Source organism: Halomonas cupida, from assembly GCF_900142755.1.
In the GTDB taxonomy this organism is placed as follows: Bacteria; Pseudomonadota; Gammaproteobacteria; order Pseudomonadales; family Halomonadaceae; genus Halomonas; species Halomonas cupida.
On the sequence record NZ_FRCA01000006.1, the window covers coordinates 259,252 to 275,102 of the forward strand.

A 15,851-nucleotide genomic window follows, 5' to 3' on the forward strand; every position below is an offset into this window, starting at 1 on the left:
ACAGGGGTCAGGTTCCGCAGAAGGTGCGCAGGACACGCTCACCGGGCTCCGGTGGCCGCAGCAGACTCTGGTCAGCCGGCGCTGACCAGGGGTTGGCCACTGCGGCGAGCAGGGTCTCGAACGGAGCCAGGTCGTCATGGTCGACCGCGGCTCGGATCACACCTTCGACCAGATGGTTGCGGGGAATCACCAGCGGGTTGCTGGACTGCAGTCGTGCCTGCAATGCCTCGCTGGCCCGGCCTTCCTCACTCAGGCGCTCGCGCCAGCTCGGCAACCAGGCATCCAGAGCGGCGTCGGCATTGAGCCGTTGACGCAGTGTCTGCTCACCTTCGCCCGGCTCGATGGCAGCCGCCAGTTCGCGGAAGCTCAAGGTGAAGTCGGCCTTGTCCGTCTGCAACACTTCCAGCCACTGCCCACCCAGGGCCAGGTCGCCTCCGGCCTCCGGCTCAGCCTCACGGGTCAGCCCCAGCTTGCCGCGCAGGACATCGGCCCAGGCCTGTTCATGACGCTCGCTGAAGCTCTCGATCGCCGCGGTAGCACGGTCGATGGCCCGCTGTTGATCGTCATCGATCAGCGCCAGCAAGGTCTCGGCGAACCGCGCCAGATTCCACTGGGCGATCACAGGCTGGTTGACCCAGGCATAGCGCCCACGTTCATCGATCGAGCTGAATACCGTCGCCGGGTGATACTCATCCATGAAGGCACAGGGGCCATAGTCGATGGTTTCACCGGAAATGGCGCAGTTGTCGGTGTTCATCACCCCATGAATGAAGCCCAGCCCCTTCCACTGAGCGACCAGGCTCGCCTGACGACCGATGACCGCATCCAGCAGAGCCATGGCCTGCTCATCTTCCGGCAGACCGACAAGCTCTGGATAATGGCGTTCGATGGACAGCGTGACCAGTAACTTGACCGCATCGATGTCGCCACGTGCGGCAAAGAACTGGAAGGTACCCACCCGCAGGTGGCTCGCGGCCACGCGGGTCAGGACTGCGCCGGGTTCCGGCAACTGGCGATGCACGCTTTCACCGGTGGCCACGGCGGCCAGGGCTCTCGTCGTCGGAACGCCCAGCGCATGCATGGCTTCGGAGACCAGATACTCACGCAACACGGGGCCAATTGGCGAACGACCATCACCACCACGAGAAAAGGGGGTGCGCCCGGAGCCCTTGAGCTGGACATCACGCAGCCTACCGTCGCGGTGCGCCAGCTCACCCAGCAACAGCGCTCGCCCATCGCCCAACTGAGGCACGAAATTACCGAACTGATGCCCGGCATAGGCTGCCGCCACGGGGGTCACTCCCGGCGGCAGACGGGTACCCGAGAATATCTGAGTCGCCTCTTCAGCATCGAAGTCCCTGGGGTCGAACCCCAGTGCCTCGGCCAGCGAGTGGTTGAAAGCCAGCAGACGCGGTGCAGCTACCGGTGTCGGCTGACACTCGGCACGCATGCGGTCGGGCAGGGCAAGATACTGCTGTGAAAAACGGGGGAACATGTCAACCTCGGCAGACGCTCTGGAGCACAGCTCCCATGACAACAGAGCACGATGGCAAAAGAAACCGGCGGCAACAGAAACCGGGGAAAAGAGCCCGGTGGAAAAAGAGCCCGGTGAAAAGAACACAGTGGAAACAGGGCGTACAGGCAGGTGATACCGCCAATCAGCTGGAAACGGCTTCGGCACGGCGCTCCATTTCACGCACACTGGACACGAAGTCGCTGAACCTTTCCCCCTGGATCAGTACATGATCACGCAGCCCCTGCTCCGCCGCCTCGGCATCCCCCCGCTCGATGGCCTCGAGGATGCGTGAGTGCTCATCCAACGAGCTCTGCATACGGCTACGCACCTGCAACTGAAGGCGTCGATAGGGTTTGAGACGTTGTTTCAGCGCCGTCGCCTCGGCGGCGAGGAAGGTGTTGTGACTGGCCGCATAGATGCAGCCATGGAAACCTTCATTCTCGTAGTAATACTCGTCACTGTCACCGGCCTCGGCCGCTGTCCGGCAACGCTCATAAGCGTTGCGCAACTCGCCGAGTTCATCAACGGTGATACGGCGCGCCGCCAGGCGCCCACACATGCCTTCCAGCTCAGCCATGACCTCGAACATCTCGATCAACTGGTCGAGCCCTACACGGGCCACGAAGGTGCCCTTCTTGGGTGATACCGTCACCAGGCCGCTGGCCACCAGTTGCTGTATGGCCTCTCGCACCGGTGTACGCGAAACACCATAGACGCGACAGAGTTCTTCCGGATCAAGGCGCTCACCCGGTACACGCCGACCATTGATGATGTCGTCCTCGAGCGAGTCTCTGAGCCGCTGGGCGTTGGATGGTTTCTTCATTCCCTACCCCTTCTGCCTCTATGGTCACATGCCGGTCGGATCGCAGGTATTGCCGCTGTACACAGCAACCACCTCCGCTCCATTGTACATCCTCAACGAAGTGCAACGGACAGGACCCACACCACCATGGTCTAACACGCTGTAGATTGACACTGATATACCTGACAGCTATTGAAGTATACATCAATGTGATTGATACATTTCACAACGCCAACATTTCACAACGCCACCGAGGCCATACTGACCTGACATAACCTTCAACCACTGCGACTGCATCTGTCGCTACCGGCCACTCACCCATTCGAAAACCGTATTGCGCAAGGTACCAACTCGAACCCCATTGGCTCGACCAGCACCAGTTCGATCAGAACCAGCTGACCAGCACTATGCTTCTTGATGAAAGCGTCCTGTCACCACAACAACAATGTCGACCAGGAGTCCCTCATGAAACGCCAGGCTATCGTCCTTTCCCTTACCATCGCGGCCATGACCGCCGCCTCTCTCGCCAATGCAGCTACCGTGCTGCGCGTCTCTCACCAGTTCCCCGGCGGTCAGGGGGATGTCCGCGATGAGATGGTGCAATTGATGGCCAGCGAGGTCGAAGCAGCGGACGTCGACCTCGAACTGCAGGTCTACCCCGGCCAGTCACTGTTCAAGGCCAAGGAGCAGTGGGGCGCCCTGGTTCAGGGGCGGCTCGACATGACGGCCCTGCCACTCGACTATGCCAGCGGCCGCCATCCTGAGTTCTCCGCTACGCTGATGCCGGGCCTGGTGCGCAACCACGAGCGTGCCCAGCGACTCAACGACTCCGAGTTCATGGGCATGATCAAGCAGGTCATCGAGGATGCGGGTGCGCGGGTGCTGGCCGATGCCTGGCTGGCAGGTGGCTTTGCCTCCAGCCAGCAGTGCATCACCTCACCGGACACCGTCCAGGGCCAGACCATGCGTGCGGCCGGGCCGGCCTTCGATGAGATGCTGGCTACCGCCGGTGCTTCAATTTCCTCGATGCCGTCCTCGGAGATCTACACCTCCATGCAGACCGGAGTGCTTGACGGCGCCAACACCTCCTCCGGCTCATTCGTTTCCTACCGCATCTACGAACAGGTCACCTGCTTGACCGCGCCCGGCGAGAATGCCCTGTGGTTCATGTATGAGCCAATTCTCATTTCAGAGCGCAGTTGGCAACGCCTCAACGAGGAACAGCAGCAGGCCTTGACCGCCGCTGGCGAAAAGGCAGAGCAGTATTTCGCCGAACAGGCTGCCGAGCTGGATCAGAAGATGGTCGACGTCTTCACCGAGAACGGCGTCGAAGTGGTGCAGATGTCGCAGGAGAACTACGACGCCTGGCTGGAGATCGCCAGGGACAGCGCCTACAGGAACTTTGCCGAGAATGTCGAGAACGGTCAGGCATTGATCGATGCCGCCCTGGCGGTGGAATGATTCCGACGTAGCGAGTGGCGAGTGGCGGCAGGTACGGCACCATGCCGGGACTGCCGCCACTTATCGGCACAAGCCGACCCCCTGTGACGCCCAAGGCCAGCGGAGGCCCCATGCACCCCAGCCCTCACCGTCCGTCCCCCGGGCCGCGTTCTCATTCGGCGCCGTCCGTAACACAACGCTCCCGCGGAAGATTGATCGACGGTTACTGCCACATGATGAGATGGGTCTCCATCGGTGCGGCCATCATTGCGGCCCTGGCGCTGCTGATCGGCGTACTGGCGGTCTGCCACATGATCTTCACACGTTATGTGATGGGAGAAAGCACCACCTGGCAAACCGAATTCGCCATCTTCTCGATCACCGCTGCCATGTTGCTCGGCTCTCCCTACGTGCTTCTGACGGGGGGACATGTGGCGGTGACGGTCCTTCCCGACGCCCTGAGCAGTGGCCCCCGTTATGCCATGCAACTGATCGCCGCTCTGGTCGGTCTGCTGTTCTGTGCTGCCCTTGCCTATGGCTCCTGGCTTTATCTGCTCGAGGCCTGGCACGGCGGCTGGACCACGGGCTCGGTGTGGAACCCGCCGCTGTGGCCCGCTCTGGTGCCATTGGTGGTGGGAACCACCCTGCTGGTGACACAGTATCTCGCCGAGATCCTGCAACCCGGCAAACCGGAACCATCGGCTTCAGCTCCGGCACCTTCAACCCCGGGCACTACAGAGTCGGGAGGACATGACTGATGGATCCTGTCACCAGTGGCATCCTGATCGTAACCGCACTGTTCGTATTGATGGCAATCGGCACTCCCATCGCCTTTGCACTGGGTTCGGTTGCGCTTGCCGCGCTGGTCATGAACCGCGGCATGATCGAGCTGACCTATTTCGGCGAGACCTTCTTCGGCAGCCTTGCCTCTTTCGGTTTCGTAGCCATTCCGATGTTCATCCTGATGGGCGCCGCCGTCGCCTCCTCACCCACCGGCCGCGACCTGTATCGTTCGCTGGATCTGTGGTTGGGGCGCGTGCCCGGTGGGCTGGCAATTTCCAATATCGGTGCCTGCTCGATCTTTGCCGCACTATCCGGCTCATCACCAGCCACCAGCGCCGCCATAGGCAAGCTGGGCATTCCTGAAATGCGCAAGCGGGGCTACCCGGATGGTGTAGCGGCCGGCTGTGTGGCGGCAGGCGGCACCCTGGGCATTCTGATTCCACCTTCAGTGACGATGATCGTCTACGGCATTTCCACCGAGACATCCATCGGTCGCCTGTTCATTGCCGGTGCCCTGCCCGGCGTGATGCTGGCTGTGCTGTTCATGGCCTGGACGCTGATTGCCTGCCAGTTGGCTGGCGGTTACCACACCCCCAACCCCGTCAGTGAGGCGGCGGAGAGGCTCAAGGAAAATGTCCGCGAGAATGTCGACCAGAATCTCAAGGCGCTGATTCGGGTACTGCCGTTTCTGGTCGTGGTGACCTGCATCCTGTTTGCCCTCTACGGCGGTGTCGCCACTCCGTCCGAAGCGGCTGGCGCCGGGGCCTTCCTGTGTCTGGTGCTGGCCATTCTCGTCTACCGCATGTGGCGGCTGAAGCCGCTGACTACCATCATGCGCGATGCCCTGCGTGAGAGCGTGATGATCATGCTGATCATCGCCTGTGCCGAGATCTTTGCCTACGCACTGTCCTCGCTGTTCATCACCCAGACGGTGGCCGGTGCCATCGCCGACCTCGAGGTCAACCGCTGGGTGCTGATGGCGATCATCAATCTGTTCCTGCTGGTTGCCGGGTTCTTCCTGCCGCCTGTGGCGGTGATCGTGATGACCGCACCGATTCTGTTGCCGATCATTCTCGCCGCCAACTTCGACCCGTACTGGTTTGCCGTGATCCTGACCATCAACCTGGAGATCGGTCTGATCACGCCGCCTGTGGGGCTCAACCTGTTCATCATCAAGGGGATCGCCCCTGACATCGCCCTACGCGACATTCTGCTCGGCAGTCTGCCCTATGCCCTGTGCATGGTGCTCGGCATCATCCTGCTGTGCTTCTTCCCCGGTATCGCCACCTGGCTGCCGGATCTGATCATGGGGACTGGTGGTTGAAGCCCGCCCTCCCGGTGAACACCGTCAACTGGCCGCTCAATCGGCGACGTTCGTTCCCGACGAACGATCGCATTTCCCACGTCCCTGTGGGTCGGCTACTTGTGTTCCCGGCACGAGCGACGGGCACCGCCAATTGACTCTGAGGAGTGACGAGCCTGTGAATATCAGTTTTCTTCAGGAACTTTTCAGCAGCATTACCCAACGAGATGCGCTTCTGTGGCGGCGTAGTGACGGGAAGCCAGTCTCTCACGAGCAGGTAGTCGATGCCTGTCGCCTGGTGCTGGAAAGCGATGGAGAGGCCTCGAGCATCGCCCTGGCCAGCCGCGCCCTGAGCGGCTATGCCAGCCTTGATGACGAGCAGAAGACTCGACTCTTCTACACACTCACCGATGACTTTGCCGCCGATCCCGAGCGTATCGACCAGGCCTGGCAGGCCTATCACGCCACGCGAGGCAATCTCGAGTTGCAACTGTTGTGCGAGGCCTGCGAACCCGAGCGCCAGGAACTGCTGCGACGCCTCAATCTCACCGCGGGTGGCACCCATGCGCTGGTGCGTATGCGCGAGGATCTGCTCACCCGACTCCGAGAGATGCCGGAGCTGGCCGCACTGGATGCCGACTTTGCCCACCTGTTCGGCTCCTGGTTCAATCGTGGTTTTCTGGTACTCAAACGCATTGATTGGAACACCCCCGCCGCAATTCTCGAGAAACTCATTCGCTACGAGGCCGTCCACGAGATCCGCGACTGGAACGATCTGCGCCGCCGCCTGGATGCCCGTGACCGGCGGTGTTACGCCTTCTTCCATCCGGCCATTGGTGACGAACCGCTGATCTTCGTCGAGGTGGCTCTGACCCGTGGCCTACCCGAACGCATCCAGCCGATACTCGATGCCAGCCATCAGGCCATTGATGCAGAGGAGGCCGACAGCGCCGCCTTCTTCGGCATCAGCAATTGCCAGACCGGACTGCGCGGCATTTCCTTCGGTAACTTTCTGATCAAGCAGGTGGTCCTGGAGCTGCAGCAGGAACTTCCTCAGTTGGTGAATTTCGTCACTCTGTCGCCCATCCCGGGCTTTCGCGTGTGGCTGGATCAGCAACGCCAACGAGATCAGAACCTTCTCGAGGACGAACTCCTCCAGCGCCTGACCGAACTCGGGCGTGCAGACTGGCACACCGACAGTGAGGTGGCCGCCGCACTCGGCGAACACATTCGTCCACTGGCCGCCCACTATCTGACCCGAGTGCGCAACGAACAGGGGCTGCCACTCAATGCCGTGGCGCGTTTTCACCTCGGCAACGGCGCAGAATTGCACCGGATCAACTGGCTGGGCGATACCTCCGCCAAGGGTCTCGCCAACGGCCTCGGCCTGATGGTCAACTATCTCTATGTGCCTGACGACATCGAACGCAACCACGAGCGCTACTCCACCGACGGCAAGGTGATGTGCTCATCCTCCGTGCGCGACCTGAGGCGCCGGGCACGCAAGTTTCTCAAGGGAGATCACCGCACATGAACCACAATCTCTTCGCAACCTTTGCCACGCGTATGGATGAGCGTGGCGCAGCCCCCTTCATAACCACCAGCGAAGGTGCCGATTACAGCTACTCCGAGGCCCTGGCGATGAGTGCCCGGCTGGCCGGCGCGCTCCACGAGCAGGGCGTACAGCCGGGTGATCGCGTTGCGGTTCAGGTCGACAAGAGCCCCGAGGCCATTCTGTTGTACCTGGCCTGCCTGCGCGTCGGCGGCGTCTATCTGCCGCTCAATATCGGCTACACCAGCGAAGAAATCCGCTACTTCCTGGGCGATGCCGAACCGGCGCTGTTCGTGTGCCGTCCAGCCAGTCTGGAGGAAGCCCGCACTGTGGCCGCAGAATGCGGCAATATTCGTGTCAAAACACTGGGCACCGCCGCTGATGGCAGCCTGATGCAAGCGGCCTCACAGGCCACGCCGCTGGACGAGATCCTTCCGCGTGACCCCGATGATCTCGCGGCGATCCTCTATACCTCTGGCACCACTGGCCGCTCCAAGGGCGCCATGCTGACTCACCGCAATCTCGGCTCCAATGCCGCCTCGCTGGTCGAGGCATGGCGCTTTACCGAACGGGACCGTCTGATTCATGCTCTGCCGATCTTCCACACCCACGGCCTGTTTGTGGCCTGCAATGTGATTCTGAGGTCCGGCGCCAGCATGCGCCTGCTGCCGAAGTTCGATGTCGATGTGATCTTCGAGGAATTGCTTCAGAGCACAACCATGATGGGGGTTCCGACCTTCTACACCCGACTGCTCCAGGATCCGCGCCTGACACGCGAGGCCTGTGCGGGAATGCGCCTGTTCACGTCCGGTTCGGCGCCACTCACAGCAGAGACTCACCAGGCTTTCGAAGCGGCAACCGGCCACGCCATCCTCGAGCGTTACGGCATGACCGAAACCAACATGAACACGTCCAACCCCTACGACGGAGACCGTATTGCCGGCACCGTCGGAATGCCTCTTCCGGGTGTGGAGATTCGCATCACCTCGCGTGACAGCGACAATCATGCTGCCCTTCCCCAGGGTGAGATCGGTATGCTCGAAGTACGCGGCCCCAATGTGTTCAAGGGCTACTGGCGGATGCCCGAAAAGACTCGCGAGGAGCTGCTCGACGACGGGTTCTTCATTACCGGCGACCTGGCATTGGTCGACGAGCGCGGCTACGTGCAGATCGTCGGGCGCGACAAGGATCTGGTGATTTCCGGCGGCTATAACGTCTACCCCAAGGAGGTCGAGGGATATATCGACGAACTGGAAGGAGTGGTGGAATCAGCGGTGATCGGACTGCCCCACCCGGATCTCGGTGAAGGCGTGGCTGCTGTGGTGGTTGTGCATGATGGTGCCCGACTCAGCGAAGCCGAGATCATTCAGCCATTGCAGGACAGGCTGGCCCGCTACAAGCAGCCCCGACAGGTGTTTTTCGTCGACTCCCTGCCGCGCAACACCATGGGCAAGGTGCAGAAGAATCAGCTGAGAGAGCAGTTCAGGGACACCTGGCAGCCCTGAGCGACAGCCCTGAGCGGCGACCTTGCAACTCAGACTTGTAACTCGGACTTGCAACTTAGACTTGCAACTCCGACCTGAAGGTCTGACCTGCAACTCGGATGGATCGAGATTGGGGGCGGGCCTTCCCCCGCCCTCACTCCTGCCGCTGCCATTCCTGAACGGCCCTGCGCACCTGCTCGAAGTCAAAGCCACGACCGGCCAGAAAGCGTTCGTGACGTGCTCGCTCACGAGGCGGTATCTGGTTTGGCGCGACGCTGCCGAAACGCCGTTGCAGCACGTCCATGGCCCGCTCCGCCCAGTCGATAGCCTGGTCGCGTTCCAGCTCGGCCAGGCTCTGGCGAGCCAACTCGCGATCCACTCCCCGCTGGCCAAGCTCGGCCAGCATCTTTCTCGGGCCGTGGCCGCGCAGTAGACGGTCACGCAAAAAACACTCGGCAAAGCGCGCATCACTCTGCAGGCCTTCCTCAGCCAGTTGTTGCAGGGCCTCCGCCACAGCGTTGACCCCATGCCCCCGAGCGGTCAGGCGATCGGTCAACTCCTGCAAGGAGTAATCACGTCTCGCCAGCAGGCGGATGGCATCATCTCGTGGCGTGCTGTCGGCCGTTTTCGCAACATTCCACATCACTAGATACCCCACATCGCTCGACACCCCACATCGGGCTTGTCCATCATCAGATACGCATCGGGCCCCGCCATGCGGAGCCCGATCGGGTTATATCGCGAGTTCCTGCCGAGCCTTACAGGAGGTCGTCGCCCAGGTCTTCGCCCACTGCGACCTCTGCAGCTGCATCCTTTCCGGCGGCGTCCTGATCCTCCGGTTTGGCGTTCGGCTGAGCCAGCAGTTGGGCACGAATCTGGGTCTCGATCTCGTTCATGATCGCCGGGTTGTCCTCGAGGAACTGCGCCGAATTGGCCTTGCCCTGGCCGATCTTGTTGCCCTGATAGCTGTACCAGGCACCGGCCTTGTCGACCAGCTTGCACTGCACACCGAGGTCGATCACTTCACCGGCATGATAGATGCCCTTGCCGTAGAGGATCTGGAACTCGGCCTGACGGAACGGCGGCGCCACCTTGTTCTTGACCACCTTGACGCGGGTCTCGTTACCCACGACCTCGTCGCCCTGCTTGACCGACCCGGTACGACGAATATCCAGACGGACACTGGCGTAGAACTTGAGAGCATTACCCCCGGTCGTGGTCTCGGGGCTGCCGAACATGACCCCGATCTTCATGCGGATCTGGTTGATGAACACCACCATGCAGTTGGCGTTCTTGATGTTGCCGGTGATCTTGCGCAGCGCCTGGGACATCAGGCGAGCCTGCAGGCCCACATGAGAGTCGCCCATCTCGCCCTCGATCTCGGCACGAGGCGTCAGCGCCGCCACGGAGTCGATGATGATGACATCGACACCACCGGAACGCACCAGCATGTCGCAGATCTCCAGCGCCTGTTCACCGGTGTCAGGCTGCGAGACCAACAGGTCATCCAGGTTGACGCCAAGCTTCTCGGCATAGCTGGGATCCAGCGCATGCTCGGCATCGATGAAGGCACAGGTCTTGCCCTCACGCTGTGCCTGAGCAATCACCGACAGGGTAAGCGTCGTCTTGCCCGAGGATTCCGGACCAAAGATCTCGACCACACGACCATAGGGCAGGCCACCGATCCCCAGGGCGACATCCAGCCCCAGAGAACCCGTCGAGACCGAAGGCATCACCACACGCGGTGCATCACCCAACCGCATGACCGTGCCCTTGCCGAACTGGCGGTCGATCTGGGAAAGAGCGGCATTCAGTGCCTTGGTACGGTTTTCATCCTGCGCCATGGAGGAGCTCCTGTTGATCTGTTGTCATGCGGAAGCCGCAGAGCGAGTGTCCTTGGTTCCGTCCTCGAGGTCGCTCGGCGGCCGGACAGAATCACTGTATGGTTGAACAGTAGTATGACGAAAAATCTCGAGCACGACCAGTCTTTCTGAAGCGCACTGCCCTTCTCTCAGGACAATCGCTCCAGCAGTCCTTCCAGAGCCGTGATCACTGCCTGCTGACGCACCGCGATTCGGTCGCCCTCGAAGTGACAGCACCGGGCGTCGACTCGGCCTCCGGCACGCCAGGCAAGCCAGACGGTTCCTACCGGCTTCTCCGCGCTGCCTCCTCCCGGGCCGGCGACTCCGCTGATCGCCACCCCGGCCTGCGCACCGCTATCGGCACAAGCCCCTTCGACCATGGCCTCGACCACGGCCTGACTGACTGCACCATGCTGTGCAAGAAGCGCCTCCGATACCCCCAGCAGACGGGTCTTGGCTGCGTTGGAATAAGTCACATAGCCGGTTTCGAACCAGTCTGAACTACCGGCGATATCGGTAATGGCCGCGGCGACACCGCCACCAGTGCAGGACTCTGCAGCCGTGACACTGACCACCATCTCCAGGCATTGCCTGCCCAGACGCTCGGCCAGGGACTGCGATCTCTTCGAGAATTCGGACATCGGGACGCTACGCCTCACAAAAGGTACGCATCACAACAAGCGGCGCCACAAGGGCGCCGCAGGACTTCACCGGAACAGGCAGTCCAGTTGCCGCCCAGGCTCAACGCCTGGCGATGATCCACACCGCATGAACGATGCCCGGGATGTAACCGAGAAGCGTCAGCAGAATGTTGAGCCAGAAATGCAGACCAAAGCCCACCTGCAGGAACACACCTACCGGTGGCAGGAGAATTGCCAGAATGATACGAATAACATCCATATTCCCGCTCCTTGAACGATTCAAGTCATGTGTACATGAGTCTGCACAGGGCATGTCGCGTGTTGCTGCCACTCACACAGCGTAACCGCGACACCGCTACGTCACCAACCATTGCGCAGCAAATTCATGCAATTTTCAATATCCGTTAAGCACTGGACACCACCACTGTCGACTTCGTTCCTCGGCGCTGTGCGGAAAGTGTCATCAACCCGGCCAGCCGTTCACCGGCCACCTTATTAACCCGGCATGCTTTTATGTCGGGTTGATTGCGGTACAGGGACGTGCCGCCGTCGGCCATCAGGCCGACGCGAGACCGCGCCACACCAGCAGATCCGCGCATCTGCGCCAGTGTGGTGCGGACGACAATCAAATCGATCAGGATGAGCTATTTGATTGCCATGTTAATAACCAACCCCGTGATCAAGGATGCCGTCAACGGCTACAGAGAGCCCCCATTGACATGCTATTCTGTGCGGTCGTCAGACGCCCATGATGACCAGCCACTCGCCACAGGAATCATCTCGTCCCCATGAACGACATGGCCAAGCCCAGCACTCCCAGCCATACGCCGATGATGGCTCAGTACCTCAAGATCAAGCGCGAGCACCCCGAGGTGCTGCTGTTCTATCGCATGGGCGATTTCTACGAGCTGTTCTTCGACGACGCCAGGCGTGCCTCGGCACTGCTCGACATCACGCTGACCCAACGCGGTCAATCGGCCGGCAAGCCGATCCCGATGGCTGGCATTCCCTATCACAGTGCCGAAGGCTACCTGGCGCGCCTGGTAGCCGCCGGAGAATCGGTGGCAATCTGTGAGCAGATCGGTGACCCGGCGACCTCCAAGGGGCCCGTCGAGCGCAAGGTGGTGCGTATCGTCACCCCCGGCACCCTGTACGACGAAGCCCTGCTGGACGCTCGCCGCGACAACCTGCTGGTATCCATCGCGCCCACTGGCGAGCATATCGGCATTGCCTGGCTGGAGCTGTCCAGCGGACGCTTCAGTGTTCTCGAAGTCGATGGCGAATCGGAACTGCTGACCGAGCTGATGCGTCTCGACCCAGCCGAGCTGCTGGTGCCCGAGAATCAGACACTGCCCGCCAATCTGGCCGAACGCCGAGGCCTGCGCCGTCAGAGCGACTGGTTGTTTGACCTCGAGGGCGCCACGCGAGTGCTGTGCGATCAGTTTGGCGTCCAGGATCTGCGCGGTTTCGGTTGTGCCCATCTTCAGGCCGGCATCATTGCCGCGGGTGTGTTGATCGATTATGCCCGCGATACCCAGCGCAGTGCTCTACCCCACGTCACCTCGATCGGCGTCGAGAATCGCGATGATGCCGTGGTCATTGATGCCGCCAGCCGACGCAACCTGGAAATCGATACCAACCTGACCGGCAGCGGTGACAACACCCTGGCCAGTGTGCTCGACACCACGACTACCGCCATGGGCTCCCGTCTGCTCAAGCGTTGGCTGAACCGCCCTCTGCGCGACCGCCCACAGATACAGGGACGCCAGGCTGCCATCGCGCTACTGCTCGACCGCGATGAATACCAGGGACTGCGCGACGAACTCAAGGCGATCGGAGATGTTGAACGCATTCTGGCGAGGGTAGCGCTCTACAGCGCCCGGCCACGTGACATTGCACGTCTGCGCGATGCCTTCAATGCCCTGCCGAACCTCGAGGCCGACCTGTCCGCCTTTGATGAAGGAACCGTCCTCGACGAGCTGAGGCGCCACATTCACCCCTATCCCGAACTGGCCGATACACTGACCCGGGCGCTGGTCGAGAATCCGCCGGTGGTGATTCGCGATGGCGGCGTACTCGCCGATGGCTTCGATGCCGAGCTCGACGAGCACCGCGGCCTCGCCGAGCATGCTGGAGACTATCTGGTGCAGCTCGAGGCCCGAGAGCGTGAGCGTACCGGTCTGGCTGGTCTCAAGGTCGGGTATAACCGCGTACACGGCTACTACATCGAGATCCCGCGTGCTCAGGCCCGTGAGGCACCGGCCGACTATATCCGTCGTCAGACACTGAAGAATGCCGAACGCTTCATCATCCCCGAGTTGAAGGAGTTCGAGGACAAGGCACTGTCGGCAAAATCTCGCGCTCTGGCCCGAGAGAAACTGCTCTATGACGGTCTGCTGGACAGCCTCAATGCTCAATTGGGTGAGTTACAGGCCACAGGTCGTGCGCTGGCATCGCTGGATGTGCTCTGCGCCCTCGCCGAGCGAGCTCGCTCACTGGACCTGGTACGCCCCACCCTCGCTGAAGCGCCTGGCATCGAGATCCTCGGTGGGCGGCACCCGGTGGTCGAGCAGGTCAGCGAAGGTCCCTTTGTGCCCAATGACCTGCGCATGGACGACGAGCGCCGCATGCTGGTGATCACCGGCCCCAACATGGGCGGTAAATCGACCTACATGCGTCAGGCAGCGCTGATTACCCTGCTCGCCCACGCCGGCAGTTTCGTGCCTGCCGATGCCGCCACCATTGGCCCGGTGGATCGAATCTTCACCCGTATCGGCTCCAGCGATGACCTGGCAGGTGGTCGCTCGACCTTCATGGTCGAGATGACCGAAACCGCCAACATCCTGCACAACGCCACTGAGCAGAGTCTGGTGCTGATGGATGAGATCGGCCGTGGAACCAGCACCTTCGACGGCCTGTCACTGGCCTGGGCCAGCGCCGAACACCTGACCGGTACCCGCGCCTTCACGCTGTTCGCCACTCACTACTTCGAGATGACGGCTCTGGCCGAGCAATCACCCACAGTGGTCAATGTTCACCTGACCGCCGCAGAGCACAACGATGGAATCGTCTTCATGCACCGGGTCGAGGATGGTCCGGCCAGCCAGAGTTACGGCCTGCAGGTCGCACAACTGGCCGGTGTCCCCCAGGCAGTGATCGCCGCGGCCAGAAGCAAACTGGCGACCCTCGAACAGCATGAGGTCGACCTGGGACATTCACCGCAGCAGCATGCTTCCGCCCCGGATATGCCCCAGCAAGCGGACTTGTTCGCCAGCGCCCCTCATCCGCTGGTAGAGCGGCTGTCGGAACTGGCAATGGATGACCTGACACCACGTCAGGCCCTCGATCTCCTTTATGAATGGAAGGCCAGCCTCTGACCTCCATTGATCCGGCAATCGAATCGCTCATCCCGGGCTGTTATGGGTCGACGACGGCGCTTTCCTGTACTGCGTTCGATCCGACGCGAGACCGTACCACACCAGCAGATCCACGCATCTGCGCCAGTGTGGTGCGGACGACAATCAAATCGATCAGGATGAGCTATTTGATTGTCATGTTAATAATATCTGGCGGAGAGGACAGCCAAGGCTTGCCCCCTTCCGACCCGCAGGACTAGAATGTGGCTCTCGCGACCGTGATTATAAAAACACCATTGCCTTATAACCAAGAGCACTAAACGTTACCGATGCGGCAATCACCTGCGGAGGTCACGAAAAGGCGTCAGGCATGCCTGGCATCATGACTCACCCATCAATGACGTTTCTGCCGGCAGGACACCGGCGAGAGGAAGGGAGACTGGCATGACATTCGTCGTCACCGAAAACTGCATCAAGTGCAAGTACACCGACTGTGTCGAGGTGTGCCCGGTGGATTGTTTCTATGAAGGACCGAATTTTCTGGTAATCCACCCCGACGAATGCATCGACTGCGCATTGTGCGAGCCGGAGTGTCCGGCTGAGGCGATCTTTTCCGAGGACGAGCTCCCCGACGGGCAGGAACAGTTCATCGAGATCAACGCTGAGCTGTCGGAAGTGTGGCCCAACATCGCCGAGAAGAAGGACCCGCTGGACGACGCCCAGGAATGGGACGGCAAGACCGGCAAGCTCGAGTATCTCGAACGGTAAGCCGGAAGCTACGAGCTACGAGCTACGAGCTACGAGCTACGAGCTACGAGCTACCCAGTGGTGTGCCCCCAAAAAAGTAGACACCTCGGTTCAAGCCGCCAACTCGTATGCCCTGGGCGCTAACCCGCCCAGGGTTTCGTGAGAGCGGACATTGTCATAATACTCGCCAATGTAATATGCCACGGCGTCTTCCATCTCCCTGCGGCTGATCAAGCCCAGATGGTGCAACCACTCCCGTTTCATCAACGAGAAGAAGCTCTCTGCACAGGCGTTATCCCAACAGTTTCCACGTCGGGACATGCTGATGGTGAGGCCGGCTCCACTCAGCGTCTTCAGCACCTCTT

At 61.1% G+C, this 15,851-nt stretch carries 14 protein-coding genes and 1 pseudogene; 8 read left to right on the plus strand and 7 right to left on the minus strand.

The genetic code is table 11. The features are described from left to right. Nucleotides 1–7: 7 nt before the first annotated feature. Both BUE38_RS13095 and BUE38_RS13100 read right to left on the minus strand, forming a co-directional pair. Complete coding sequence (locus BUE38_RS13095) at nt 8–1,495, minus strand: protein adenylyltransferase SelO (protein ID WP_073435647.1); 1,488 nt, start codon at nt 1,493–1,495, stop codon at nt 8–10. Nucleotides 1,496–1,658: 163 nt separating this feature from the next. Next, the gene (locus BUE38_RS13100; RefSeq protein WP_073435648.1) at nt 1,659–2,339 is read right to left on the minus strand and encodes a GntR family transcriptional regulator; all 681 of its coding nucleotides are present in this window, start codon (nt 2,337–2,339) and stop codon (nt 1,659–1,661) included. 444 nt (nt 2,340–2,783) lie between these two features. On the opposite strand from BUE38_RS13100, the gene dctP reads away from it, so the two are divergent. The 5 genes from dctP (at nt 2,784) to BUE38_RS13125 (ending at nt 8,901) form a co-directional block, all read left to right on the plus strand. After that, complete coding sequence (dctP, locus tag BUE38_RS13105; protein ID WP_073435649.1) at nt 2,784–3,779, plus strand: TRAP transporter substrate-binding protein DctP; 996 nt, start codon at nt 2,784–2,786, stop codon at nt 3,777–3,779. 212 nt (nt 3,780–3,991) lie between these two features. Continuing rightward, on the plus strand, nt 3,992–4,516 hold the full coding sequence (locus BUE38_RS13110) for a TRAP transporter small permease (RefSeq protein ID WP_073435650.1): 525 nt from the start codon (nt 3,992–3,994) through the stop codon (nt 4,514–4,516). Next, nucleotides 4,516–5,865, plus strand: coding sequence for a TRAP transporter large permease (locus BUE38_RS13115; RefSeq protein ID WP_073435651.1), 1,350 nt, complete (start codon nt 4,516–4,518; stop codon nt 5,863–5,865). The genes BUE38_RS13110 and BUE38_RS13115 overlap by 1 nt, the downstream gene beginning before the upstream one ends. Nucleotides 5,866–6,022: 157 nt before the next feature. Beyond that, the gene (locus tag BUE38_RS13120; protein ID WP_073435652.1) at nt 6,023–7,378 is read left to right on the plus strand and encodes a malonyl-CoA decarboxylase; all 1,356 of its coding nucleotides are present in this window, start codon (nt 6,023–6,025) and stop codon (nt 7,376–7,378) included. Next, nucleotides 7,375–8,901, plus strand: coding sequence for a malonate--CoA ligase (locus BUE38_RS13125; RefSeq protein WP_073435653.1), 1,527 nt, complete (start codon nt 7,375–7,377; stop codon nt 8,899–8,901). The genes BUE38_RS13120 and BUE38_RS13125 overlap by 4 nt, the downstream gene beginning before the upstream one ends. A 133-nt stretch (nt 8,902–9,034) precedes the next feature. On the opposite strand, the gene BUE38_RS13130 is transcribed toward BUE38_RS13125, so the two are convergent. From BUE38_RS13130 to BUE38_RS13145, 4 genes are all read right to left on the minus strand, one after another. Continuing rightward, entirely contained in the window at nt 9,035–9,523 is a 489-nt protein-coding gene (locus tag BUE38_RS13130; protein WP_073435654.1) for a regulatory protein RecX, read from the minus strand. A gap of 115 nt (nt 9,524–9,638) precedes the next feature. Then, on the minus strand, nt 9,639–10,724 hold the full coding sequence (recA, locus tag BUE38_RS13135; protein WP_073435655.1) for a recombinase RecA: 1,086 nt from the start codon (nt 10,722–10,724) through the stop codon (nt 9,639–9,641). Nucleotides 10,725–10,891: 167 nt separating this feature from the next. Further along, a complete protein-coding gene (locus tag BUE38_RS13140; RefSeq protein WP_073435656.1) occupies nt 10,892–11,383 on the minus strand; it encodes a CinA family protein in 492 nt (163 codons plus the stop codon). Nucleotides 11,384–11,483: 100 nt separating this feature from the next. Beyond that, on the minus strand, nt 11,484–11,642 hold the full coding sequence (locus BUE38_RS13145; protein ID WP_021819908.1) for a YqaE/Pmp3 family membrane protein: 159 nt from the start codon (nt 11,640–11,642) through the stop codon (nt 11,484–11,486). A 262-nt stretch (nt 11,643–11,904) separates the two neighbouring features. On the opposite strand from BUE38_RS13145, the gene BUE38_RS22575 reads away from it, so the two are divergent. The 3 genes from BUE38_RS22575 to fdxA all read left to right on the plus strand — a co-directional run bounded on the left by BUE38_RS22575 (nt 11,905) and on the right by fdxA (nt 15,507). After that, a complete protein-coding gene (locus BUE38_RS22575) occupies nt 11,905–12,135 on the plus strand; it encodes a hypothetical protein (protein ID WP_143166311.1) in 231 nt (76 codons plus the stop codon). A gap of 36 nt (nt 12,136–12,171) precedes the next feature. Beyond that, nucleotides 12,172–14,760, plus strand: a complete 2,589-nt coding sequence (gene mutS / locus BUE38_RS13150) for a DNA mismatch repair protein MutS (RefSeq protein ID WP_073435657.1) — start codon at nt 12,172–12,174, stop codon at nt 14,758–14,760. A 423-nt stretch (nt 14,761–15,183) separates the two neighbouring features. Beyond that, nucleotides 15,184–15,507, plus strand: a complete 324-nt coding sequence (gene fdxA, locus BUE38_RS13155; RefSeq protein ID WP_073435658.1) for a ferredoxin FdxA — start codon at nt 15,184–15,186, stop codon at nt 15,505–15,507. Between the two features lie 90 nt (nt 15,508–15,597). Here fdxA and BUE38_RS23495 read toward each other — a convergent pair. Beyond that, a pseudogene (locus BUE38_RS23495) lies at nt 15,598–15,762 on the minus strand (IS3 family transposase); the annotation flags it as partial. Nucleotides 15,763–15,851: the final 89 nt, after the last annotated feature.